This window comes from Pedobacter sp. T50_32, assembly GCF_057652195.1.
On sequence record NZ_JBYFBY010000002.1, the window covers coordinates 225,851 to 248,708 of the forward strand.

The 22,858-nt window shown below is 36.9% G+C and carries 23 protein-coding genes; 13 read left to right on the forward strand and 10 right to left on the reverse strand.

The features are described 5' to 3' along the window. The first annotated feature begins 20 nt into the window (after positions 1 to 20). Positions 21 to 1,568, forward strand: a complete 1,548-nt coding sequence (locus AC23ME_RS06315; RefSeq protein ID WP_487726911.1) for an OmpP1/FadL family transporter — start codon at positions 21 to 23, stop codon at positions 1,566 to 1,568. 62 nt (positions 1,569 to 1,630) lie between these two features. Here the strand turns inward: AC23ME_RS06315 and AC23ME_RS06320 are convergent, their stop codons facing one another. After that, positions 1,631 to 3,457, reverse strand: coding sequence for a UbiD family decarboxylase (locus tag AC23ME_RS06320; protein ID WP_487726912.1), 1,827 nt, complete (start codon positions 3,455 to 3,457; stop codon positions 1,631 to 1,633). A 130-nt stretch (positions 3,458 to 3,587) separates the two neighbouring features. After that, positions 3,588 to 4,067: a Dps family protein gene (locus AC23ME_RS06325; protein WP_487726913.1), complete on the reverse strand. Its 480-nt coding sequence runs from the start codon at positions 4,065 to 4,067 to the stop codon at positions 3,588 to 3,590. Positions 4,068 to 4,232: 165 nt separating this feature from the next. On the opposite strand from AC23ME_RS06325, the gene AC23ME_RS06330 reads away from it, so the two are divergent. The 6 genes from AC23ME_RS06330 to AC23ME_RS06355 all read left to right on the forward strand — a co-directional run bounded on the left by AC23ME_RS06330 (position 4,233) and on the right by AC23ME_RS06355 (position 12,694). Then, positions 4,233 to 5,564 carry a LysM peptidoglycan-binding domain-containing protein gene (locus tag AC23ME_RS06330; protein ID WP_487726914.1) on the forward strand — a complete coding sequence of 444 codons (1,332 nt, stop codon included), beginning with the start codon at positions 4,233 to 4,235 and terminating at the stop codon, positions 5,562 to 5,564. Next, positions 5,554 to 6,192 carry a uridine kinase family protein gene (locus tag AC23ME_RS06335; protein ID WP_487726915.1) on the forward strand — a complete coding sequence of 213 codons (639 nt, stop codon included), beginning with the start codon at positions 5,554 to 5,556 and terminating at the stop codon, positions 6,190 to 6,192. Before AC23ME_RS06330 ends, AC23ME_RS06335 begins: the two co-directional genes overlap by 11 nt. Before the next feature lie 192 nt (positions 6,193 to 6,384). Continuing rightward, positions 6,385 to 7,728 carry a sn-glycerol-1-phosphate dehydrogenase gene (locus AC23ME_RS06340; RefSeq protein ID WP_487726916.1) on the forward strand — a complete coding sequence of 448 codons (1,344 nt, stop codon included), beginning with the start codon at positions 6,385 to 6,387 and terminating at the stop codon, positions 7,726 to 7,728. A 44-nt stretch (positions 7,729 to 7,772) separates the two neighbouring features. Then, complete coding sequence (locus tag AC23ME_RS06345) at positions 7,773 to 9,266, forward strand: MFS transporter (RefSeq protein WP_487726917.1); 1,494 nt, start codon at positions 7,773 to 7,775, stop codon at positions 9,264 to 9,266. A gap of 8 nt (positions 9,267 to 9,274) precedes the next feature. Beyond that, positions 9,275 to 10,108, forward strand: coding sequence for an HAD-IIA family hydrolase (locus tag AC23ME_RS06350; RefSeq protein ID WP_487726918.1), 834 nt, complete (start codon positions 9,275 to 9,277; stop codon positions 10,106 to 10,108). Between the two features lie 831 nt (positions 10,109 to 10,939). Beyond that, positions 10,940 to 12,694: an OmpA family protein gene (locus AC23ME_RS06355; RefSeq protein ID WP_487726919.1), complete on the forward strand. Its 1,755-nt coding sequence runs from the start codon at positions 10,940 to 10,942 to the stop codon at positions 12,692 to 12,694. A gap of 75 nt (positions 12,695 to 12,769) precedes the next feature. On the opposite strand, the gene AC23ME_RS06360 is transcribed toward AC23ME_RS06355, so the two are convergent. The 5 genes from AC23ME_RS06360 to AC23ME_RS06380 form a co-directional block, all read right to left on the reverse strand. Then, on the reverse strand, positions 12,770 to 12,967 hold the full coding sequence (locus AC23ME_RS06360; RefSeq protein WP_308848825.1) for a cold-shock protein: 198 nt from the start codon (positions 12,965 to 12,967) through the stop codon (positions 12,770 to 12,772). A 78-nt stretch (positions 12,968 to 13,045) separates the two neighbouring features. After that, positions 13,046 to 13,681, reverse strand: a complete 636-nt coding sequence (locus AC23ME_RS06365) for a peroxiredoxin (protein ID WP_308848826.1) — start codon at positions 13,679 to 13,681, stop codon at positions 13,046 to 13,048. An 86-nt stretch (positions 13,682 to 13,767) separates the two neighbouring features. Continuing rightward, entirely contained in the window at positions 13,768 to 14,691 is a 924-nt protein-coding gene (locus AC23ME_RS06370) for a DUF72 domain-containing protein (RefSeq protein WP_487726920.1), read from the reverse strand. Positions 14,692 to 14,835: 144 nt separating this feature from the next. After that, positions 14,836 to 15,939: a trypsin-like peptidase domain-containing protein gene (locus tag AC23ME_RS06375; protein ID WP_487726921.1), complete on the reverse strand. Its 1,104-nt coding sequence runs from the start codon at positions 15,937 to 15,939 to the stop codon at positions 14,836 to 14,838. A 2-nt stretch (positions 15,940 to 15,941) separates the two neighbouring features. Continuing rightward, the gene (locus AC23ME_RS06380; protein ID WP_308848829.1) at positions 15,942 to 16,508 is read right to left on the reverse strand and encodes an RNA polymerase sigma factor; all 567 of its coding nucleotides are present in this window, start codon (positions 16,506 to 16,508) and stop codon (positions 15,942 to 15,944) included. A 362-nt stretch (positions 16,509 to 16,870) separates the two neighbouring features. Between AC23ME_RS06380 and AC23ME_RS06385 the strand changes: the two genes are divergently transcribed. From AC23ME_RS06385 to AC23ME_RS06405, 5 genes are all read left to right on the forward strand, one after another. Continuing rightward, positions 16,871 to 17,074, forward strand: coding sequence for a hypothetical protein (locus AC23ME_RS06385; protein ID WP_487726922.1), 204 nt, complete (start codon positions 16,871 to 16,873; stop codon positions 17,072 to 17,074). A 190-nt stretch (positions 17,075 to 17,264) separates the two neighbouring features. Further along, a complete protein-coding gene (locus AC23ME_RS06390; protein WP_487726923.1) occupies positions 17,265 to 17,444 on the forward strand; it encodes a hypothetical protein in 180 nt (59 codons plus the stop codon). A 219-nt stretch (positions 17,445 to 17,663) separates the two neighbouring features. Continuing rightward, entirely contained in the window at positions 17,664 to 17,858 is a 195-nt protein-coding gene (locus AC23ME_RS06395) for a hypothetical protein (RefSeq protein ID WP_487726924.1), read from the forward strand. Positions 17,859 to 17,987: 129 nt separating this feature from the next. Beyond that, positions 17,988 to 19,334, forward strand: coding sequence for an adenylosuccinate lyase (gene purB, locus AC23ME_RS06400; protein ID WP_487726925.1), 1,347 nt, complete (start codon positions 17,988 to 17,990; stop codon positions 19,332 to 19,334). A gap of 155 nt (positions 19,335 to 19,489) precedes the next feature. After that, complete coding sequence (locus AC23ME_RS06405) at positions 19,490 to 20,038, forward strand: NifU family protein (RefSeq protein WP_487726926.1); 549 nt, start codon at positions 19,490 to 19,492, stop codon at positions 20,036 to 20,038. Positions 20,039 to 20,128: 90 nt separating this feature from the next. On the opposite strand, the gene AC23ME_RS06410 is transcribed toward AC23ME_RS06405, so the two are convergent. From AC23ME_RS06410 to AC23ME_RS06420, 3 genes are all read right to left on the reverse strand, one after another. Next, positions 20,129 to 20,482 carry a hypothetical protein gene (locus AC23ME_RS06410; RefSeq protein WP_487726927.1) on the reverse strand — a complete coding sequence of 118 codons (354 nt, stop codon included), beginning with the start codon at positions 20,480 to 20,482 and terminating at the stop codon, positions 20,129 to 20,131. A 234-nt stretch (positions 20,483 to 20,716) separates the two neighbouring features. Beyond that, complete coding sequence (locus AC23ME_RS06415; RefSeq protein ID WP_487726928.1) at positions 20,717 to 21,100, reverse strand: DUF3037 domain-containing protein; 384 nt, start codon at positions 21,098 to 21,100, stop codon at positions 20,717 to 20,719. Further along, complete coding sequence (locus tag AC23ME_RS06420) at positions 21,078 to 21,881, reverse strand: HipA family kinase (protein WP_487726929.1); 804 nt, start codon at positions 21,879 to 21,881, stop codon at positions 21,078 to 21,080. The genes AC23ME_RS06415 and AC23ME_RS06420 overlap by 23 nt, the downstream gene beginning before the upstream one ends. A gap of 121 nt (positions 21,882 to 22,002) precedes the next feature. Between AC23ME_RS06420 and AC23ME_RS06425 the strand changes: the two genes are divergently transcribed. Further along, on the forward strand, positions 22,003 to 22,620 hold the full coding sequence (locus tag AC23ME_RS06425) for a phosphatase PAP2 family protein (RefSeq protein ID WP_487726930.1): 618 nt from the start codon (positions 22,003 to 22,005) through the stop codon (positions 22,618 to 22,620). The last annotated feature ends 238 nt before the right edge of the window (positions 22,621 to 22,858 follow it).

A 22,858-nucleotide genomic window follows, 5' to 3' on the forward strand; every position in this document is an offset into this window, starting at 1 on the left:
AAATTAACATCAAACACAAAATGAAAAAGATAACTTCAATGCTTGCAGTTGCTATGGTAGCAACTGTAGGCACTACATATGCCCAATACGGCACAGATGGGCTTCGTTTCTCTCAATCAAATTATGGAAGTACCGCCCGTTTTAAAGGCATGGGAAATGCACAAATTGGTGTAGGTGGCGATATGAGTTCTTTAGGCGGAAACCCTGCCGGACTTGGTTTATTTACGAGATCTGAATTCGCTTTCACGCCAGAATTTAATCAGTCTGGTGTAGATGCAAACTTTTTAGGAACGAATACAAAAACTGATAAAAGCCGTTTAAACATTAACCAAATTGGAGCTGTGTTCTATACGCCTAGTATTAGAATGAAAGGACAGGATGCACAAAAAGGTGTTGTAAGTACAGTATTCGGATTAGGCTACACACGCAATAATGATTACGCTATGGAAAGTAATTTCGGCGGCATTAACAATAACAATTCTGTTAGAAATTTCTTTGCGGAACTAGCTAACAGATATAAAGACCCTAATAACAATTCACTTGCCAAAAGCTCTTTGGAGGGAATGGCTTATGATAGTTTTTTGATTAATTTTAATGCTCCTGGCAACGCAAATAGCTACAGTGCTAATGAAGCCCTAACCAACCCATTCGCATCAAACAACCAGTCTAAAAACGAGATACGCTCTGGGTCAGTGTCCGAATTTAACTTTGCCGGAGCTATAAACATTTCAAATCAGGTTTATATTGGTGCCAACATTGGATTAGTAAGCTTAAGGTATACTAGCGACTCAGAATTTACAGAACAGGGCACACTTAGAGCTTACGATGATGATCAAACTTCTCCGACATTCGGTCAATACGGCCCAGTGGAAAACTACGCATTATCTTATCTTCAAAATCAAGAAACTAGAGGTTCTGGTGTTAATGGAAGACTTGGTATAATTTTTAGACCTGTGAGTGCTTTCCGAATTGGAGCAACTTTTCAAACTCCTACATGGTTTACAATAGATGACACTTACTCTGAAGTAGTCAACAACAAACTTTCTAATGATGTTATCACAAACCCATCGGTAGTGTATGAATTCACCTACAATTTAAGAACACCATTAAAGGGTTCCTTAGGGGCCAGCTATGTGTTTGGAGGACAAGGTATCATTTCTGCTGATGTTGATTTTATAGATTACTCTAGCATTAGATTTTCTAACAGCGGTAGTAACAATGTAATGAATTCGATTACTGGCAGTAATGCCACAGTTAGAAATAACTTTACTAGTGCGGTAAATTATAGAGTTGGTGGTGAATACAAAATTGATGCAATTAGCTTAAGAGCTGGTTACGGTTTAAATGGAAGTCCTTACAAAAATGATGATGACAATCTATTTGACACAAAGATGTACAGTGGAGGTTTAGGCTACAGGGTAAATAACTATTATTTAGACTTAGCCTATCAAAGAGTTGAGACTAATGGTACTAATTTACCATACACGTTAAATAACGGTTCTGAGCCAACAGCAAGTTCTAAATTTGTTAATAATAATTTCTTTTTAACCTTCGGGTTAAGATTTTAATAGCAATTTGCTCCAAAAAAAATCCCACGACAATTAGCCGTTGGATTTTTTTTTGGAGCGTTTTAAATTATTCCATAAAGTGGACCATCCTTCTCTCCCATCCTATCTATTTTCTTTTCCACTTCCAAATCTTTGATTAATTCTGGAGCATGGTGTGGCTTTTTCCGAGCGTCGATAATCAACGAGCCTTTGCAGCCCCAATGCTTGTTGTCAGTAAAGTCACCTACCCCATCAATATCCGCAGCTGGATTACTTCTAGTGAAAGCTACCCAAACCAAATTGTTGATATTTTCTGCAGTAAAAGCGGCATCATCACAAACCACAATTAGTGGTAGTTGCTTTAAATCGGCTTCAGCCAACTGCAATTTTAAAACCTCTATTGCCTGTTTACCTTGTTGTGGATTTAAATAATCATCTAATTGCACTGCCAAAATACCTGGACTAGCCAATTTGTAGATTCCTGCTAATTTGAAATCATCCGGTAATGCAGTTAATAAACTTCTCTTTTTCTCTCCCGCTGCTGCAAACACCACCTTAGAACCAGAATTCAAGCCGTCACCAGAATAGTCTAAAGTATCGATTGTGGTATTGGTATGGAAATGAACATCTCTTTTCCAATCTATACGTTCTAATACATGGCCAAGGAAGTGAGCAATGTCATGTGTATCCAAATTTTCATCATCTTCTTTAGCAGCGATAAAGAGATATTTTGCCAAACTCAGTTGATTTTTACCAAGAATATGGTTGCTGATGGTAAGTATTTCTTGTGGTTTTCTTTCTTTTAAATATGGCGTGTAGCGTTCGCTACCAATAGCAAATAGTAAAGGATGCACACCTGCGGCATCCACTGCGTTTACTTCTTTTAAACCATGAATTTCCTGCGGAATTGCTGAACCAGAAATTTCGTGGATCAAAGCACCAAAACTGGTGTCTTCTTGTGGCGGTCGGCCTACCACGGTAAACGACCAAAGTGCATCTTTTTTATGATAAACGTTGTGTACTTTCATCAGTGGAAACGGATGTACCAGACTGTAGTAGCCCAAATGATCTCCGAAAGGACCTTCTGGCTTATTTTCGTGCGGATAGACAGTTCCTGTAATCACGAAATCGGCATCGGCAGAAATCACAAATCCTTCTTCATCCCTAAAATATCGGAACCTTCTATTTCCTAAAGCACCTGCAAAAGTAAGCTCACTTAATCCCTCTGGTAAAGGCATAACTGCCGCTAAAGGATGCGATGGTGGACCACCAACAAATATGCTAACTTTTAATGGCTGCCCTTTTCTATTCGCTTTGGTTTGATGAACACCAATTCCCCTGTGAATTTGATAGTGTAATCCAATCTCTTTATTCTGAATATAATCATTGCCAGCAAGCTGAATACGATACATGCCCAAATTACCACTCATCACCCCTGGTTTATCAATATCTTCTGTAAAAACCTGCGGCATTGTAATAAATGGACCGCCATCCATTGGCCAATTTACAATTTGAGGAATAGCAGAAATGGTAGTTTTTTGAAAGGTACTTTTAAATAAAGATTGTTTCATGGGCAAAGCCGAAAGCGCCGTTAGCGCAAAACCCGCATACTTGAACGGATTTTTAAGCGCCTTTATAGGATCAGAGCGCAACTCTACTAATTCTTGAACTTTTGGCAAAGCGTCCCTAAACATAAATTTTGAGCGCTCTATGGTACCAAATAAATTTGAAACGGCTTGAAACGGACTTCCTTTTACTTTTTCGAATAGCAGAGCTGGACCTTGTTTCTCGTACACTCGAAGATGAATAGCAGCCATCTCCAAATAAGGATCAACCTCTTCTTTAATTCGTATTAAATGACCGTGTTTTTCTAAATCGGCAACGCACTCGGCTAAACTTCGATATCCCATGCGTCAAAGATAGCTAAAAACAGTTTTCTGTTTCCAGTTTTAAGTCGGAAAACCCTTAAAATGACAAAGATCATAGTACAAGCTAATACTATGATCTTTGTATAAAAAGTTTTTATTAAGGGCGATTTAACTATTTCTTCCCTAAGAAAGAACGCAACATCCAAATGGTTTTTTCCTTAAACTGCATGAAACGATTTACCATGTCGTTAGAACCGTCGTCACTAGCTTTATCAGTCGCATCTAATAAGTCTCGCTCTAATTCAATTAATTTGGTCATATCATCTAAAATCGCTTCAACCATAGCGGTATCCACCATTCCAATAGTATCAATTTCTTTAATAGTAGACTCTTTTATGTAATCTGCGAAACGGCTATGTGGTGGTTTTCCTAAAGTAAGTACACGCTCTGCAATTTCATCAATAGTTAGTTGAGCGTTTGTATACAGTTCCTCAAACTTTAAGTGAAGCGTAAAAAAACTCTGTCCTTTCACATTCCAATGGCAACCTCTCAATTTTTGATAGTGAATGTGGTAATTAGCTAAATATTCATTCAACATATCAACCACTGGTTTAACTTGTTTTTCTGTTAAGTTTATTTCTTTTGCTGACATAATTACATTGATTTAATAGTAGAAAGTTAACAAAACATAAATGAATTAGTTTGACGTTAATCACTTATAGAGATAATAGAATACAAAATGTTACCGTTTAGTTACAATGTTAGCGTTCCTATATATTATTCGTATAATTGTACCTCCAAAAAAATAGAAATATAGATGTTAAAAAGATATATTTTAATCACCGCTCTATTGGGCTCTAGCACCGCTTATGCCAGTAAACCAGTAGACTCAATAGGTGTAGAAAACAATAATGGCAAGAAATTAATCCTTCATAAAGTAGATCCTAAGGAAAGTTACTATTCAATATCAAGAAGATACAACGTTAATGTAAAGGATATACAGAACTATAATAACAATGTAGGCCTGCAGATTGGCACAATTATAAAAGTACCTACTGATATTCCGTTTAGCCAAGCCCCTAACGCTAAATCGCCATCAATTAATACCACCAGTTTTTTTGAATACACGGTTGCAGCGAAAGATAATTTGAATTTAATAGCAGAAAAATTTGCTACTACCGCTGCAGACATCAGAAAACTAAACAATTTATCTGGCAACAACCTACAAGTTGGTCAGATTTTGAAAGTACCATTTACTAAAAGTGGGAATACGGCACAACCTTCTCCAACTATTACTAAACAAGCTGAAACACCTTCACCAACTGTAGCAGCCAATTTAGCTACTGAACACACTGTTAAACCAAAAGAATATTTAGGTGTAATTGCAAAACAGTATGGCATTACGGTTGAGGAGCTTAAAGAAGCGAATAACTTAAGTTCAAACAATCTAAGCATTGGTCAAATTTTAAAGATACCGATTAAAACAGGTGGCGAGCAAGTGCAAACAACTCCTACCCAAAGCATACCTACTCCTACTCCAGTTAAACCAGTAGAAGCGAAGACGTCTCAGCCTGTTGTATCGGCTCCACCGACTACTACAAAAACAGACCCAAGCTTTGAACATATTGTGGCAACAGGAGAAACAATTTATTCCATTGCGCAGAAATACCAGTTAACTACTTACCAAATAAAAACTTTCAACAATTTAAGTTCTAATGAACTTACCGTTGGACAGAAATTGATTATCAAAGGTGAGAAGCCTGCGGCAGTTGTTGCAGCTAACGATGACGAAGAACCAACTGAAGGTAGTGAAACTTTAAAAAATCCGAACCTGAAACGACCTGCGGCAGTGTATGGTTTAAATAAAATTGAGGAAAAAGGTACTGCAGTTTGGATCAGCGATCCAGATCTTGACGCAAATAAGATGCTAATCTTACATCGCACTGCACCCGTGGGTACCGTTATCCAAATCACAAATCCTATGACTAACAGATCTACTTTTGCTAAGGTTGTAGGTAAATTCACTGAAAACGAAACTACAAAAGACGTAATCATAGTAATGACTAAAGCAGTAGCTGATGCTGTTGGCGCCTTAGACAAACGTTTTTTCTGCAATCTAATCTATGGTCCAAAAGAAAATGACAAATAACAAACCTGTAATCATCGGTATCGCTGGCGGTAGTGGTTCCGGCAAAACATTCTTCTTGCACAGCTTTCTTCATCATTTCAAAACAGATGAAGTTACTTTGGTTTCGCAAGATGATTACTACATTCCTGCCGGAGAAATGACGCAGGAAGAAAATAAACTTTATAACTTCGATTTACCAAGCACTATTGATGACCAGCAGTTTTTATTGGATATCAAAAAATTGATCAACGGCGAAACTGTCTACAAAAAGGAATACAACTTTAACAATCCTTTGGCAGTAACCAAAATTTTAGAAATACATCCCGCTCCTATCATCATAGTTGAAGGGCTTTTCATCCTACATTTTAAGGAGATACATAAACTTATCGACTATAAAATCTTTATCGAAGCTGATGAGAACATCGCCCTAGAAAGAAGAATACAAAGAGACGGAATTGAACGTGGCTATCCGGAGGATGATGTGCTTTATAAATGGCATAACCACGTAGTCCCTGCTTACAAAGAGTATTTATTACCATATAAAGAAACCTGCCATCATCTAGTTTACAATAACTCTAATGAAGCAGATGACATTATTCGTATTACCGAAGAGATGTCGGCAGAGTTTAAGAAAAACTATTGCAGTTAATCACAGAAAAATATTTAGTTGAAGCGCCAAATTTGGCGCTTTTCTTTTTTGTAGCGTTTCTATCACAACTCAAAAAAGTTTCAAAATGTTATTTTTTAACTTTTGATTTGTTTTATTTTTTTAAAAATCGTTTATTTGATAATAAAATCAACCAAAAATTACCAGACCAAATCAATAAACGAAACTAAATCAATGTCTAAAGTAGCCAGTGCCTTAAAATCTGCCAGCGAAACCAAAGCCCTAATTGTTGGGCAAGATGTATTAAAATCAACCTCAAAACTATTTAAAGAACAGTTTCCTAATAAAAAAGCGATTGTAGTTGCTGATACCACAACATTTGAAATTGCTGGAAAAACAATAGTGAAACAATTTGAAAGCGAAGGAATTGAACAAGAAGCAGCTTACATCTATAATGATCCAGAAATCTACGCAGAATATAAATATGTTGATGAACTGGTTGCTGCCTTAAAACAGCACGATGCTATTCCCGTTGCAGTTGGCTCTGGAACCATCAACGATTTAACCAAATTAGCTGCACATTTAACAAACCGCCCCTACCTTTGTGTTGCAACCGCAGCTTCAATGGATGGCTACACGGCTTTTGGTGCTTCTATTACCGCAAATGGTGCTAAACAAACTTTTAACTGTCCTGCACCACAAGCTTGCTTAGCAGATATTGACATTTTAAGTGCTGCTCCAGCTGAAATGACTGCATCAGGTTACGCAGATTTATTTGCCAAAGTAACCGCTGGTGCCGACTGGATTTTAGCAGACGCATTAAACGTAGAAGTAATTGACGAGACAGCTTGGTCTATTGTACAAGATGGCTTACATGATGCACTCTCGGATCCGGAAGGTACAAAAAACGGAGTAACGGCTGCTGTGACACAACTTACCGAAGGTTTAATGTTAGGAGGATTTGCAATGCAATGGTCTAAATCTAGCAGGCCAGCTTCTGGAGCAGAACATCAATTTAGCCATTTGTGGAACATGGAACACCACCTTAACAACGGCGAGCATATTTCGCATGGTTTCCAGGTGAGTATTGGTACTTTAGCTATTACCGCTTTGTACGATGTGGTTTTGAAAACAGATTTTGACAAGCTTGATATACCAGCAGCATTGAAACAATGGCCAACCCTTGATGAATTAAAGGAGCAATCGCTAGCCATCTTCAAAGGATCAGATTTCCCCGAGATTGGATGGCAAGAAACTAAGGCAAAATACATCGATCATCAAGAATTAGAAAAGCAATTACAAACTTTAAAAGCCAACTGGCCTACCATAAAGCAGAAATTAGCGCAACAAATTGTACCTTTCGAAGAAGCAAAAGCACGTTTAGCAACCGTTGGCGCACCAACCGAACCTGAACATATTGGTATAAGTAAAACAAAACTGAAAGAAACATTTGTGAGAGCGCAGTATATTAGAAGAAGATTTACGATACTTGATTTGGCAGTAAGAACTGGATACCTTGACCAATGGCTCGATCAACTTTTTGGAAAAGACGGTATTTGGAATATAAGTGCAAAATAAGTCAACCAATTACAAAATATCTAATGAACAAGTGAACCAATACAATGAACCAAGAACAGACTACACCAAACGAAACAAAAACAGCCAAACTGTTTAAATATTGGCAAACCAGAACTATTGTTGCCACCATGATAGGCTATGCGTTATTTTATTTCGTGCGCAAAAACTTCTCTTTTGCTATACCGGGACTAACAGCAGAGTATGGCATCACCAAAACGAGTTTCGGTATCATCATGACTTTGGTAACCATTGTATACGGCGTATCAAGATTTCTCAATGGCGTATTGGCAGATAGAGTTAATGCCCGCTACCATATGTCTATCGGTTTATTTCTTTGTGCCGTGGCAAATTTTGCATTTGGCTGGGGATCTGATTTGAGTACGATATTTACCGGAGAAACTGGCGGACCGATGTTCACTAACACCATGGTACTTATATTTGGCGTTATTTTAATCATCAACAACTTAATTCAAGGTAGTGGTTTCCCTCCTGTTGCACGCTTGTTAACGCACTGGATCCCACAAAACGAACTAGCTACAAAAATGTCAATTTGGAATACATCACATTCCATTGGCGCAGCATTAGTGGCTATCCTAGCGGGCTACATCATGGGTTCTATGGGTACAAATATGAGCAACAATCCAGAAATTGTAGCTTCTATTGCCGCAAACTTAAAAGTAGACCCAACAGATGCAGAAAAGATGAAAAGCGTAATAGAATCTGCTTCTCATTATGGCGCTTGGAAATGGTGTTTCTGGATCCCAGCTGCCATCGCATTAGTAGGCTCTATCGGATTATTTGTTGGCTTAAGAGATACACCATCTTCTGTTGGCTTGTCCGAACTGCACAAAACACACAAAAAAGGAAAAGATTCATCTGCCGAATTTAAAGCATTCGTAAGTAAACACGTATATCGCAATAAGTGGATTTGGATATTAGGCATCGCCAACTTTTTCGTGTACGTAGTTCGTTTTGCAGTACTAGATTGGGGACCTACTTTCTTAAAAGAAGCTCACGGAATGACCTTGAGTAACGCTGGCTGGACGGTAGCCATATTCGAAATTTTTGGTATTTTGGGGATGCTAGCAGCTGGCTGGGTAACCGATAAATACTTGGCCGGAAAAGCGCACCGCACGTCCCTTTACTGCATGATTGGCGTAGCAGTATTCATGACCATCTTCTTATACCTTCCAGATAGCAGTCCACAATGGGTAATGATTGTTGTATTGGCAATGTGTGGATTTTTCATTTACGGACCGCAGGCGCTAATTGGCATCGCGGCAGCAAACCAAGCCACCAACAGAGCCGCCGCAACAGCAAATGGTTTAACAGGCTTATTTGGATACGCCAGCGGCCTAGTTTCTGGTGTTGGTATTGGAGCTATGGTAGATTCACTTAGCAAAACAAACCCCGACAGCGCTTGGGATTATGTCTTCATGATGATGATTGGGATGGCAGTACTTTGCCTATTTATCTTCGCTTTAATGTGGAAAGCCAAAGCACACGGATACGACGAATTAGAAACAAGAGCACATTAATTAAAACGATGACAACTACTTCAGATATTACACAGTTAAAAAATATCAAACATTTTGCACTCGATATGGATGGCACGATCTATAACGGCAGCACCCTATTTCCTTTTACGAACACTTTTTTAAATTACCTAAAAACCAACGGAATTGGTTATTCATTTTTAACCAACAACCCCTCTAAAAGCACTGTAGATTATTTGAAACATTTAGAAAAAATGGGTATTCCGGCTACAAAAGAAGAGATGTATACTTCTGCCGTAGCAACTATCAACTATATTAAAAACCATAATCCAACTGTTAAAAAGCTATTTATTTTGGGTACCCCCAGCATGATTAAAGAGTTTGAAGATGCTGGTTTTATATCTACAGCAGATAGTGCCGATGACAAACCAGATGCATTAGTAGTAGGTTTTGATACATCGTTGGTTTATTCACGACTGTGCAGAGCAGCTTATTGGGCTAGTCAGCAGTTACCTTATTTTGCAACCAACCCAGATTGGGTTTGCCCTACAGACCAACCGAATATCTTGGTAGATTGTGGTTCCATCTGTGCATGTATTGAAGGTGCAACCAAAAGAAATCCTGACATCGTTATTGGCAAGCCAGACCCTGGGATGTTAGACGGGATTATCCAAAAATTCAATTTAAAACCCAACGAAATCGCCATGGTTGGCGATAGAATTTACACCGATGTGCAAATGGCAAAAAATGCTGGTGCTTTAGGAATTTTGGTTTTATCGGGCGAAGCTACAGCTAACGATGTACAGCAAGCCACCACCAAACCAGATATTGTCGCTAGAGATTTAGCGGAAATTCAAGAAATGCTAGAACAAGTTAGGAGTTAGTTTATATTCGAAAAGCTAATTCAGACTTACTATTCTCGCTAGTCCCGCTTTTCTCTCCAAGTTTTTTGTGAATGTAAGTGCTACTACAAGACTTCGTAAGTTTTTACAACTTACGAAGTCTAAATACTGCTACAAAAAAGCTTTCCAATTCAATCGGGTTTAAATAACCAAAATCAATGCAGCAACCTTGTATTTTTACTTAATCTTAGCATCTGCGAACAGCAAAATAAAAAGGCTAGTGGACACAACAAACGGCGTTGATATCCCTGCCAACCTTCACCTACTCTAAACCCTCCCTTACTTGCCATTAAGGTAAGAAACTATGTCATCCAGAGCGCAGCGAAGGAACTTTTCCCTTGCAAAGTAACTAATAAGACCATTCTTAATTACCCGTTGGCGAGGACGCCAACGCTAGCAGTTCATTTGTTCGCGTCCTCGCCAACTCGTACTTATTTGCCCCCCTCCCTTGTTCGCCATTAAGGTAAGAAGCTGTGTCATCCAGAGCGCAGCGAAGGAACTATTGAACGCTTACAAATAGATGTCCCGAAACTCGACAAGACAAATAGCTTAGAGATATGCGCTAAACTTAATGACGTTAATTACTTAGCTAAGGCTTGCACTAAAACACTCGCTCTTCGTGATTTGCAATCGCGAAGCCCTATCTACGGATTTATAATCCGTCAATTATTAGAAAGAAAATCCTTTATTTTCCAAAATTCCCAACCAATCATTCTCTTAGGGGGTAACATTTTTCATTTCTTCTTGATTAACTATTAAACGCCATTAAAGGCGGACAATTAAGAACAGAATGTTAAACGAAAAATAAGAATTATGAAAAGATTTTCACTTGCATTAATGTTACTAGGATTTACATTTTTAGCAGCCGCACAAGAAAAGCCAAGCGGAGATTTTCAAATAGGATTACAAGGCGGAATTAGTCAGCCGGTTGGTAAATACAAAACCATTGGCGATACCAAATTAGGTTTCCACTCAGGTTTATTCCTCGACAAGTATTTTAAGGGCAACAAATTTGGTTTAGGAATTGATGCCCGTTTTATCCAAAATGGAATTAACCAAGCCGATAGCTTCAAATTCGCCAACGGCTTTATCGCTACAGATTACAAAAACAGACCTCGCTTCCAAGATTACCTTTTCACTTTTGGTCCAAGTTACAAATTCACCAAAAACAACTTCCATGCAGAGCTGTATTTACGTGGTGGTGTAATGATGCAAAACTTTCCAGAGTACACCACTACCCTAACTTATAGAAATGCTTTTGGCACTTTTAATCACGATATCAAATACACCGCCAACGATGCCAGCAATAAAGCAAACAGTTGGGCTGGTGTGGGTGGCCTGCGCTTAAACTACAAGATTGCGCCTAAAATTGCTTTGTTTGCACATGTAGATTATGTACAAACTTTCGGTGTAGATTTCAGCGGAAAGCCAAGCAGGTTTACCATCGAACAGAATGTAGAGCACACGCCTATTGACCCTGTAGCAGGTATCAAAAACAGTTTCTTAGAGCATTACGAAGAAGGACGAGTTAAAGAAAACACCTTGCACAAAACCATTAACGCTGGTGCAGGTATTAAATTCATTTTCGGTAGTAGTAAAAAACCAGCTCCTGCACAAGAACCTGTTGCTAAATACGACGACGTAGTTAAGCCTTTAATAGCCTCAAAAGATTTGCAAATTGTAGTGAAAGATAAACAAACTGGCTTAGCTTTAAGTGGTGTTACCGTAAGCGTTAATGGAGGTACCATCGATGAAAAATCTATTACAGACGTGAGCGGACAAGCCCAAAAAATAACGAAAGTATCTTCAGGCACATACCAAGTGATTGGAGAGAAAAATGGTATTAAAACTCCGTTGCTAACTTTAACGGAAGAGGATTTCAAATCTAGTTCTGCGGTAATATTCAAAGAAATTTACCACGACGACCCTAGATTTACCTTAATTGGAGAAACTTTCGATTGCAATAAAGGTGGTAATTTACCAAGCATCAACACTGTTTTAACCAATACTAACTCCAAAACCAATGTTGGGCAAATCTCAGATGTACAAGGAAAATTCATCTATCAATTAGAAGCGCAGTCAGATTTTACGGTGGTGGCAAATCATCAAGGCAGATACTCGCAAACAGAATTGGTAACTACCAAGGGTTTAGATAGAAGCAAAACGCTTTACGTAACATTGAAATTAGGCGTTTGCGAATTGGCAGCCGGCAGTCAGTGGGTATTGAAGAACATCTTATACGACTTCGATAAATCAAATATCCGTACAGATGCGGCAATTATTTTAGATAATGTAGTTGCCATTATGAAACAAAACCCATCATTAAAGATTGAGCTTTCTTCTCACACAGATAGCAGAGGTAACGATGCTTACAATATGAAATTATCTCAACAACGTGCAGATGCGGCAGTAAATTATTTGGTAGCCAACGGCATTGAAAAAAGCAGATTAATTGCTAAAGGTTACGGTGAAACCAAACTGACAAATAACTGTGGTAATGGCATGAATTGCTCAGATACAGAACATCAAGCTAATAGGAGAACAGAAATAAAAGTATTGAACTTCTAAAAATTCATCAACACAAACAAAGCCCCGACAGTAAATACTATCGGGGCTTTGTTTTAGACGTATAATTGAATATAATTAAGCTTTTCTTACGTTTACAGCTTGAGGTCCTTTCTTACCTTCAGCTACTTCAAATTCAACATCATCGTTTTCCTTAATTCCATTAATGCCGCCTTCTACATCCTTAAAATGTACAAAAATTTCTTTGCCTGAGTCTTGAGAGATAAACCCATAGCCTTTTTCGGTATTAAACCATTTTACTTTTCCGGTACTCATTTAGTTCTATATTTTTAAATTGATAATCTTGTTAACGTAAATCTAACGAATTATAATTAACAATCAAGGGCTTAATAATTATTTATTAGGTTGTGGCGTAGTTCTTAAATATGGTTTAATTACTTTATGGCCTTTCGGAAATTTAGCAGGAATATCCTCTGTCTTGATGCTGTTAACTACAATTACATCTTCACCATCTTTCCAATCTGCAGGTGTAGCTACACTGTAATTAGCGGTTAATTGCAACGAATCTATTACTCGTATTACTTCGTTAAAGTTTCTCCCCGTAGAGGCTGGATAAGTGATAATCAGTTTCACTTTTTTATCTGGCCCAATTACAAACAACGAACGAACTGTTAAAGTTTCTGAAGCATTCGGATGAATCATGTCATACAAATTAGCAACAGTTTTATCCGAGTCTGCAATAATCGGAAAGTCAACGTTAGTATTTTGTGTTTCGTTAATGTCTTTAATCCACCCTAAATGCGAATCAACTGGATCTACACTTAGCGCCAGAACTTTTACATTTCTTTGATCAAATTCGCCCTTTAAGGCAGCAGTTCTACCTAATTCTGTAGTACAAACTGGTGTATAATCTGCCGGATGAGAAAATAAAACTCCCCAACTATCACCTAAATATTCATAAAAGTCTATCTCACCTATAGACGTTGTAGCCTTAAAATTCGGAGCTATATCCCCTATTCGTAAACTCATAGTGTTATTTTTAAAATGAAAAATCGTTTAATTATAAATTCAAGTTACAAAACCAAGGTGATTTTTGCAATGGGTAAACTACGCGATTAGTCGAACAAACCACCTTGCTTTTCCAAAAATTTAATTCTTGGCAGCTTACTCCCTAACTTTTGGTTGAACTGTTCAATCGTATAATCTGCAATTAGAGGTGTATCGCTTTCGTCGTGTTGGTGCAAAAAGAAATAAACCTCTTCAAGTCCTTTGCCTATCCAATCTGCTAATCTTTCTACCCAATCATCTATCCTTTTCATATCAGAGCTTTCTAAAAACTTACCTCCGTTTCCTACAAAGCGTATAAAAGCTTTTGGCGTCGGCAATTCCATGTGTAAACAATCTCGCCTACCACTTGCATCAGTTATTGCGGCTCCCACCTTTAAATCTGCAAGCATCGAAAACAAAGCTCTTCGATCATCAGCGTTGGCAAACCATTCTTCATGGCGCACTTCTAAAAACAAATTAAGGTCTCTAGGTAAGGCTTCCAAGTAACTTTTTAAAACAGGCAGGTTTTTCGGACCGAAATTATCGCCCAACTGCAAAAAGCATGGTCCAAGTTTATCGCCAAATGCGCTAATCGCTTTTAAATACAAGTCAGTTTCTGCCTGTGCATTATTTAGACGTTTAATATGTGTAATCGCTCTAGAAAACTTCGGGCAAAACAAAAAATCTGCTCGCTTGTCTGCCATTTCTTTCCATTTCAATATCTGTTCTTCTTTCGGAATGCCATAAAAAACTGCATTTAACTCTATAGAATTGAAATGATTAACGTATTCACCTAAAAAATCTTTTTCCTTAGTTTTAGGCGGATAAATTAGGTTAATCCATTCCTTGCGTCCCCATTTGGCACAGCCTACAAAAAACTTTGGGTCTTTCGCAGCCTCACCCTTCAACATACGTTTTGTTTGTTCGCCATCTGGTGGTAGGCTAAAATCGATCTGATCTATTTCGTTGGGTTCAACTCTTCCAAATTCCATGCTTTAAATATAGTTAGTTAGCCACAGATGCATAGATATTATTTCATCATTATATATACTATAGTAATATCTGTGGCGTAATAGAAAGAAAAACCCCGAATACAATTAAATGTTTTCGGGGTTCATCCTTAATTATAAAAGAACTTAGTTGTTGTTGTAAACTTTAATCATGAACACATAATCCTGCATTTTTTCTACCTGCTTATTACGTTTCATACCTTTAAGCAAACTTTTCTTTCCATAAGAAACTCTTCTGCTCAGCGAGTCTTGCGGAATGGCATTCAAAGCTTCCATAATATATTTAGATTTAACAGCAAAAGTAGCGCCATCAGTTTTGTTCTCTTTACCATTAATGATACCAACAATATTACCGCTATTATCCAACAACGGGCCACCACTGTTACCTGGATTTACTGGAATTGCTACTTGATATGCCAAAGTATCGCCATTGATACCATTTTTAGAACTCACATAACCATCACCTAAAACAATATCATCTTTAGGAAAACCTAAGGTAAATACAGCTTCTCCTAAACCAGAAGTACCTTTTTTAATCGTATAAGGCAGAGAAGGTAAATTATCGAAAGATTTATCGTTAATTTTTAAGATCGCAATATCATTAACCGGATCAGTATAAATAGACTGCACTTTATACGAGCCTTTGCTATTTTGTACATGAACCGAATCCGCTCCGCGAACAACATGATAGTTGGTTACAATATACCCATTACCAGAGATAGCAAAACCACTACCACCAAAACGAGGTCTACTTCCCGCATTGCTATTTCTATTATCAGTTTTAATAGATTTAATATCTCTAATTAAACCACTTTGAGAACGCTTAATTTGGGCCATATCTTGACTCATAGCTTGAAAAGTACCAGCTTGTTTGTTGTTATTCTGTATCGAATACAAAGAAACCATCGCCAACAAAATAAACGAAGCAGCAATAGCCACGGCAGATCTACTACCACGCCATAACCTTACCAATTTAGATGGATGAGGTTTCAACTCTTCAGTAAGCGACACGATGTCAATATGAGCATGTGCAGCATCCATTTGTTCTTTTAACTTAACAATGTGTGCGTATCGCGCCATCGATTCTAAAAAAACCTTATGAGCCACCACCTTATGGTCAACCATTGGATCGTTGTTTCTCAATTGCTCAAAAGCAACACGCTCCTCAGGTGTTAACTTACCATTTAGGTAATCTTCAATAATAGCCTCTAATTCTAAATCTTGTCTCATCTCTATGATTGAAAAAATAATTTCTTTAACCGTTGTAAGCACTTATACTTCTGGGTTTTCGCATTATCCGCATTGGTATAGCCAAACTTTTCACAAATCTCCTGCATCGATTGGTTGTTAATGTAAAAATCTTCGATAATTGTTTTGCAAGGTTCACCCAAGCTCTCCAATGCCACTTTCATTTTATCAAACTGCATGTCCTTTTGTTCATGCTGTTCCATATCCTCTTCTACAATCAACACATCTTCAAAATCAGATATATTGCTGGTTTTCTTGCTATGCTGTGCCAGTTTCTTCAACCAAATCCTTCTACTTACAGAATAGATATAAGTCTTCAATTTACTGCTCAGCTCAAAATCACCACTTTTTATCTTATTATAAAGAACAATAATGGCTTCCTGATAAACATCTTTTGCATCATCTTCATCGCCATTGTTATTTAAAATAAACTGCAGCACCATCGGAAAATACGATACATACAATTTATTTAATGCCTCTACCGAGTTATTGAGTATGCCTAAAACAACCTCTCTATCTGTTGGTAACGAACTGCTTAACTTTATACTCACTTATTAATACAATTAAATTCAAATGGTAACCCAATAATAATCAAAAAAATAACCGACTTAAATTTTCAGTCCGAAATCTATGTTTTGAAAAGCAAATGTACTACTACTTATTAATGTATAGCCCCGCTTTCCGCTTAATCTTTTTGTTGGCGTTTGGCAGTTAACAATTGGCACTGCAGCAAAAAGTATTACACGTCAATCGGGTTTATATTACACGAGCCTATACAACACACTTAATTTAATACCCAAAGCGTAAATAAGTAACCTAAAACACTGGCAGAAAAATATTTTAATTTTCTTCTGAAACTTTGGGTTACCTTTTTACCTTTGCGGCATTAACAGTAAATTAAATTAATTAAAAAATGAAAAACTTATTCAAATTCGGCTTCTTAGCTTTAGCTTTATCTTTAACTGTAGTTGCTTGTTCTTCTGAGAAAGCTGCTGATGGCGCTGATACAACTGTTGTTGATACTACTACTGTAGTAGATACTACTGTTGTTGACACTACTGTAGTTGTTGATACTACTGGTGCTGCTGCTCCAGTTGCTGCAACTCCTGCTAACTAGTCAATAGTTAAATAACTTATAAAAGTCCCGGCATTGTCGGGACTTTTTTTGTTCAGCATCAATAAAAACAATCTAAAAAACAAGAACTTACCTTATAATTAAAAATATTTGTAATTTTTCGGGTTACCTTTTTAAGATATCGGCATTAAGTAGTAATTAATTAATTAAAAAAGTTTAAACGAAAATTAAAATGAAAAACTTATTCAAATTTGGCTTCTTAGCTTTAGCTTTATCTTTAACTGTAGTTGCTTGTTCATCAGAAAAAGCTGCTGAAGGTACTGACACTGTAGCTACTGACACTACTATCGTTGCTGATACTACTGTAACTGATACAGTTGTTACTACTGACACTACTGTTGTAGCTAACTAGTCAATAGTTTAAATAACTTATAAAAAGTCTCCAGATTAATATCTGGAGACTTTTTATTTGTATGCAACCTGATAAAACACACTTAAATAGAAAATATCTACCTAAAAATCAACCACTTAATTTATTTTTAAAATATTTTTAAATTTTATGGGTTACCTTTTTAAGATACTGGCATTAAGTTGTAATTAATTAATTAAAAAAGTTTAAACGAAAATTAAAATGAAAAACTTATTCAAATTTGGCTTCTTAGCTTTGGCTTTATCTTTAACTGTAGTTGCTTGTTCTTCTGAGAAAGCTGCTGAAGGTACTGACACTATCGGTTCTGATACTACTATCGTTGCTGATACTACTGTAACTGATACAGTTGTTACTACTGATACTACTGTTGTTGATACAACTAAAGCTGCTCACTAGTCAAATAGTAAAAAGCATAAAAAAGCCCCGATTATATCGGGGCTTTTTTCGTTTACGGCATTTTCCTTTTTAGCTATGTTAATAGCCAACAAATGTTAACTTTGCACATCTTTATAAAAATCAATAAACATGACTTTATCTTCTCTACAAGCTATTTCTCCAATTGATGGTCGTTACAGAAAAACCACCGCAAAACTTGCAGACTATTTTTCTGAATACGCATTAATCAAATATAGAGTATTAGTAGAGGTAGAATATTTTATTGCATTAGTAGATGCAAATGTTCCTGGAACCGAAAGTTTCGATAAAAACTTATTTCCTCAGTTAAGGAATATTTATCAATCATTTGACGAAACAGATGCGCAAAGCGTTAAAGATACCGAAAGCGTAACCAACCACGATGTTAAGGCTGTAGAGTATTTCATCAAAGCAAAATTTGATGGTTTAGGTTTGCAAGCCTATAAAGAATTTATCCACTTCGGATTAACTTCTCAAGATATCAATAACACTGCAATTCCATATACGTTTAAACTAGCGCTAACAGAAAGCTATTATCCAGCCTTAGAGCAGCTAATCCAAAAGTTAAACGACCTAGCAAACGAATGGAGCAATGTACCACTTTTAGCTTTCACACACGGTCAGCCAGCCTCTCCTACCAAATTAGGAAAGGAATTTATGGTTTTTGTAGAGCGCTTAAAAGTGCAACTGGCCAACCTGATGCAAATTCCAAATGGTGCAAAGTTTGGCGGTGCTACGGGGAATTTCAATGCACACCATATTGCCTATCCACAAATTAATTGGGTTAATTTTTCGAATGACTTTGTAAACGATACCTTGGGCTTAAATAGAGCACAACATACTACACAAATTGAGCATTATGACCAATTTGCTGCTCAATGTGATGCACTAAAACGTATCAACAATATCATCATTGATTTAGATCGTGATATATGGACTTACATTTCTAAAAACTATTTCAAACAGAAAATTAAGGAAGGCGAAGTGGGATCATCGGCTATGCCGCACAAGGTAAACCCAATTGATTTTGAGAATGCAGAAGGTAACGCTGGAATTGCCAATGCTTTATTCGAGTTTTTAGCGGCTAAACTTCCTATTTCTCGCTTGCAAAGAGATTTGACTGATTCTACAGTACTTAGAAACATTGGTGTACCGATGGCACATACTCTAATCGCCATCAATTCTACGTTAAGAGGCTTAGGCAAAATTATCCTTAACCAACAAGCAATTGATGCAGATTTAGATGAGAATTGGGCAGTAGTAGCCGAAGCTATTCAAACGGTTTTACGCAGAGAAGCTTATCCAAATCCATACGAGGCACTAAAAGCGTTAACAAGAACCAACCAAAAAATCACCTCAGAAACCATTGCTGTATTTATTGATGAATTGGATGTTAATGACGATATAAAGCTTGAGTTGAAGAAAATTACTCCTTTCAATTATACAGGAATTTATTAAAATTTTGAATGCTTAAGTTTTGAATGATCGAATAATAGCATTTTAGCGATTCTCTCATTCACTCGTTTTATCATTTAATAATATAAGTTTAATGACCTAAAATAGACAACAATTGATTTTGCAATTGCATATTTTTGTATCAAATTCTATTAGACATGACTATTAACGTATATACAGAGCAAACTCCCAATCCAGCTACCATGAAATTTATGGTAAACAAGCTGTTGATTAATGGAAGTGAAGATTTTGCTACCAAAGAAAGTGCAGAAAGCTCTCCATTTGCAAAAGAACTATTTAAATTCAACTTTGTAAATGGTGTATTTTTCGCTAGCAACTTTGTTACTATCACCAAAACTGAGGATGCAGAATGGAGTGATATCGAGGCAATATTGAAAGAGTTTGTGAAAGGTGCAGTTGAAGCCGAACTTAAAATTAAAGATGCTGCAGAAGAAGCACCAAATTTTGAAGGCACGGAAACTGAAATCAAAATACAGCAAATTTTACACGATTATGTACGCCCTGCTGTTGAACAAGACGGTGGTGCCATTACTTACAAATCTTTCGAAGAAGGCGTAGTTACTGTAGAGCTTAGAGGTTCTTGCAGTGGTTGCCCATCAAGTACAATTACGTTAAAATCTGGCATACAAAACTTATTGCAACGCATGGTACCAGAAGTAAAAGACGTAGTTTCTGAAGCTCTTTAAAAGCGATTTCTAAAGCATAAAAAAATCCGTAGCAAACACTACGGATTTTTTTATTGTATTATTTCCGAATAATGCAAAGCTAAGTCGGTGTTAACTTCCTGCTTTAGCTTCTTCCTTTAATTTCACATTAATTTCTTCCACTTTTTTACGTTGCTCTTCTGTTAAGAGTGCATTCATTGCATCGTTTCTCTCCTTAACAACAGCTTTAACGGCGGTCTTCTTAGCTTTTTCATCTAAAGTTGCATCAGCCTCAATTTTGGCTCTCTTCTCTCCAGCTTCTTTTTTAATAGCTGCGATTTTCTTAATCTGATCTGCATCACATCCTATTTCTGTAAGTGCTGCCTTGTTCCAAGCAAAAGAAGTCGCTTTTTTTGGTACATCTTGCGCATTCGCAAACAACATTGTAGAACACGCTATAAATAGCGTAAATAATAACTTTTTCATTTCTGTTTATATTTAGAATAATAAATTTAAACATTTCTATCAACATTTTCTATAGGCTTAAAACTATTTTCAAAATAAATACTACTAAATTAGTATACTTTATTATATTTGCATCAATGTTCATACAATTTATATTTGGTTGAAAAAACAGCAGCTTGGATGAGCTGCTGTTTTTCGTTAAAATAAAAAGGCCATCCGAATTGGATAGCCTATAATAATTTGAAGATTTGAGAACTATAAAACCAATTCCTTCATCAGTTTTTCAAAAGTTTCATCAGCATCTATACAAAAACCTGGATGCACTTTAGAACATTGCACCACCGTACTTCTGGTTGCTGTTAACCATCTAAATCTACTTGCTAAATCTAATTGACCTATTGGTCCGGCAGTCTTCCCTCCTTTACAGATATTTATGATAGCGTTTAGATTGTCTTCTATTACAGAAACTTCCAATTCGCAACATAACGCCTCTAACTTGGCTGGCACAACATTAAATGCTGCGTTTAAATACTTCAATCTATTGCAGTACATAATGATACCCACATTAATGAATTCTTCGCGTTCTACCCTAGGCATTACCCGAATTACGGCATACTCAAATAAGTGTCTGTCTTGCATTTTCGGCCTCCGTTACAAAAATTGAAGAGTTTTCAATTCGGGTATTTAAAAAATAAGCATAAGCTTTTCGTTGGTCTTCGGCAGTTTCAAAACTACGTTCGTCTAACCATTCATCGGGTATTAACGCTAAAATATCATCAATGAGCGCAGGCGTTAATATAGCTTTTAACTCAGCATCAACCGTAGCAATTTCACTTGCTTGTGGCAACAACACATGGTCTTTCACCAATACAAATGGGCGTTTGGCTTGTTCTTCCCAATTTTGCCACGAGTGGTGGAAATACAATGATGCACCATGGTCTATTAACCACAGTTCTTTATGCCAGTAGAGCATATTCGTATTTCGAGGCGTGCGGTCCATATTGGTTAGCAAGCAATCCATCCAAACAATTTTAGACGCTAACGTAGGCTCTATTTTAGTGATGGTTGGGTCGTAAGTAATTGCTCCAGAAAGGTAGTGCAATGCTAAGTTTAAGCCCACACTGGCCTTCAGCAAATCCTGAATTTCTTCATCGGGTTCTGTTCTTCCAAAAGCTTCATCCAAGTTTGCAAAAACTAACTCAGGCATTTTTAACCCTAAAGCACGGGCAATTTCTCCTCCAATAATTTCAGAGATTAATGCTTTGTGCCCCTGACCCGCCCCACGAAACTTCAATACATATAAAAAACCATCATCAGCCTCAGCAATGGCAGGCATTGAGCCACCTTCTCGCAAAGGCGTTACGTATCTAGTAACGTTTACGGTTCTTAGTTCTAATTTATTTTCTTTTGTATTCGCCATACCAAGCAAAGATAACTTAATTTAACAGAGACTTAATTTCTATTTGCATAGATGAACTGATTTAATGAACACCTATTTTCATAAAAATCTATGTATCTATGTGTTTATAAAAACATCAATTATGCTTAAACAGCCGAAACTTACTTATTGCATCCTACTTCTAATTGCCTTTATATTGTTGGCATTCTTTGTTGGCAACAACCCTATCAACAATTTCGATATCAGTATATCTCATTTTGTGCAACAGTTCCATAGCCCATGGTTAGATAAAACAATGATATTGATTAGTGCTTTTGGTAATGTTTCTGTAGCTTTTATTTGTATGCTTGCTACTGCTGCTGCATTTTGGATCGCGAGATATAAGCGAGAAGCCATATTTGTGATGGCCATTTCCTTTACAGGGGTAATCACATTTTTGTTAAAACGCCTATTTAACAGATCAAGACCGACCAATGAACACGTTACGTTAATAGAAAGTTACCAAAACAATAGCTTCCCAAGCGGTCATACTTTATCTTATGTAGTTTTCTTCGGATTTCTAATTTTCTTGATGCAGCAATTAAAAGCCATCCCTACCTATTTAAGGAACACCATTACATCAATCTCGTATTTTATGTTTGTGTTTGGACCTGTCTCTAGAGTATATCTAGGGGCACATTGGTTTACAGATATTGTGGGCGGAATTTTGATCGGATTGCTCTACCTTTTAGTGCTAAATCACTACTACAAAAGGGGATGAAAAAAGAAATGGAGATAGAACCGAAGTCCTACCCCCATCATCTAAATTAACGCTCTCGAGGACAAATATACGGCAGTTTTTGATAATGCAAAACATTTCTCAACTTTTTTTCACAAAAACTTATAGCAGTTTGGAGTTATGGTAATTTTCAAAATCATACATAAAGTATAAAAAACCATAAAATCATTTAAAAAAACCAAAATAACTACTTTTAATAAGTAAAAAATACCTTTTTAAA

Excerpts from the sequence above, each read along its gene's own strand:
- AC23ME_RS06330 (WP_487726914.1), top strand. The coding sequence starts at position 4,233 with ATGTTAAAAAGATATATTTTAATCACCGCTCTATTGGGCTCTAGCACC.
- AC23ME_RS06370 (WP_487726920.1), bottom strand. The coding sequence starts at position 14,691 with ATGGAATTTGGAAGAGTTGAACCCAACGAAATAGATCAGATCGATTTT.
- purB (WP_487726925.1), top strand. The coding sequence starts at position 17,988 with ATGACTTTATCTTCTCTACAAGCTATTTCTCCAATTGATGGTCGTTAC.
- AC23ME_RS06405 (WP_487726926.1), top strand. The coding sequence starts at position 19,490 with ATGACTATTAACGTATATACAGAGCAAACTCCCAATCCAGCTACCATG.
- AC23ME_RS06325 (WP_487726913.1), bottom strand. The coding sequence starts at position 4,067 with ATGTCAGCAAAAGAAATAAACTTAACAGAAAAACAAGTTAAACCAGTG.
- AC23ME_RS06335 (WP_487726915.1), top strand. The coding sequence starts at position 5,554 with ATGACAAATAACAAACCTGTAATCATCGGTATCGCTGGCGGTAGTGGT.
- AC23ME_RS06390 (WP_487726923.1), top strand. The coding sequence starts at position 17,265 with ATGAAAAACTTATTCAAATTTGGCTTCTTAGCTTTAGCTTTATCTTTA.
- AC23ME_RS06315 (WP_487726911.1), top strand. The coding sequence starts at position 21 with ATGAAAAAGATAACTTCAATGCTTGCAGTTGCTATGGTAGCAACTGTA.
- AC23ME_RS06340 (WP_487726916.1), top strand. The coding sequence starts at position 6,385 with ATGTCTAAAGTAGCCAGTGCCTTAAAATCTGCCAGCGAAACCAAAGCC.
- AC23ME_RS06385 (WP_487726922.1), top strand. The coding sequence starts at position 16,871 with ATGAAAAACTTATTCAAATTCGGCTTCTTAGCTTTAGCTTTATCTTTA.
- AC23ME_RS06420 (WP_487726929.1), bottom strand. The coding sequence starts at position 21,881 with ATGGCGAATACAAAAGAAAATAAATTAGAACTAAGAACCGTAAACGTT.
- AC23ME_RS06350 (WP_487726918.1), top strand. The coding sequence starts at position 9,275 with ATGACAACTACTTCAGATATTACACAGTTAAAAAATATCAAACATTTT.
- AC23ME_RS06365 (WP_308848826.1), bottom strand. The coding sequence starts at position 13,681 with ATGAGTTTACGAATAGGGGATATAGCTCCGAATTTTAAGGCTACAACG.
- AC23ME_RS06395 (WP_487726924.1), top strand. The coding sequence starts at position 17,664 with ATGAAAAACTTATTCAAATTTGGCTTCTTAGCTTTGGCTTTATCTTTA.
- AC23ME_RS06345 (WP_487726917.1), top strand. The coding sequence starts at position 7,773 with ATGAACCAAGAACAGACTACACCAAACGAAACAAAAACAGCCAAACTG.
- AC23ME_RS06355 (WP_487726919.1), top strand. The coding sequence starts at position 10,940 with ATGAAAAGATTTTCACTTGCATTAATGTTACTAGGATTTACATTTTTA.
- AC23ME_RS06360 (WP_308848825.1), bottom strand. The coding sequence starts at position 12,967 with ATGAGTACCGGAAAAGTAAAATGGTTTAATACCGAAAAAGGCTATGGG.
- AC23ME_RS06425 (WP_487726930.1), top strand. The coding sequence starts at position 22,003 with ATGCTTAAACAGCCGAAACTTACTTATTGCATCCTACTTCTAATTGCC.
- AC23ME_RS06415 (WP_487726928.1), bottom strand. The coding sequence starts at position 21,100 with ATGCAAGACAGACACTTATTTGAGTATGCCGTAATTCGGGTAATGCCT.
- AC23ME_RS06320 (WP_487726912.1), bottom strand. The coding sequence starts at position 3,457 with ATGGGATATCGAAGTTTAGCCGAGTGCGTTGCCGATTTAGAAAAACAC.
- AC23ME_RS06410 (WP_487726927.1), bottom strand. The coding sequence starts at position 20,482 with ATGAAAAAGTTATTATTTACGCTATTTATAGCGTGTTCTACAATGTTG.
- AC23ME_RS06375 (WP_487726921.1), bottom strand. The coding sequence starts at position 15,939 with ATGAGACAAGATTTAGAATTAGAGGCTATTATTGAAGATTACCTAAAT.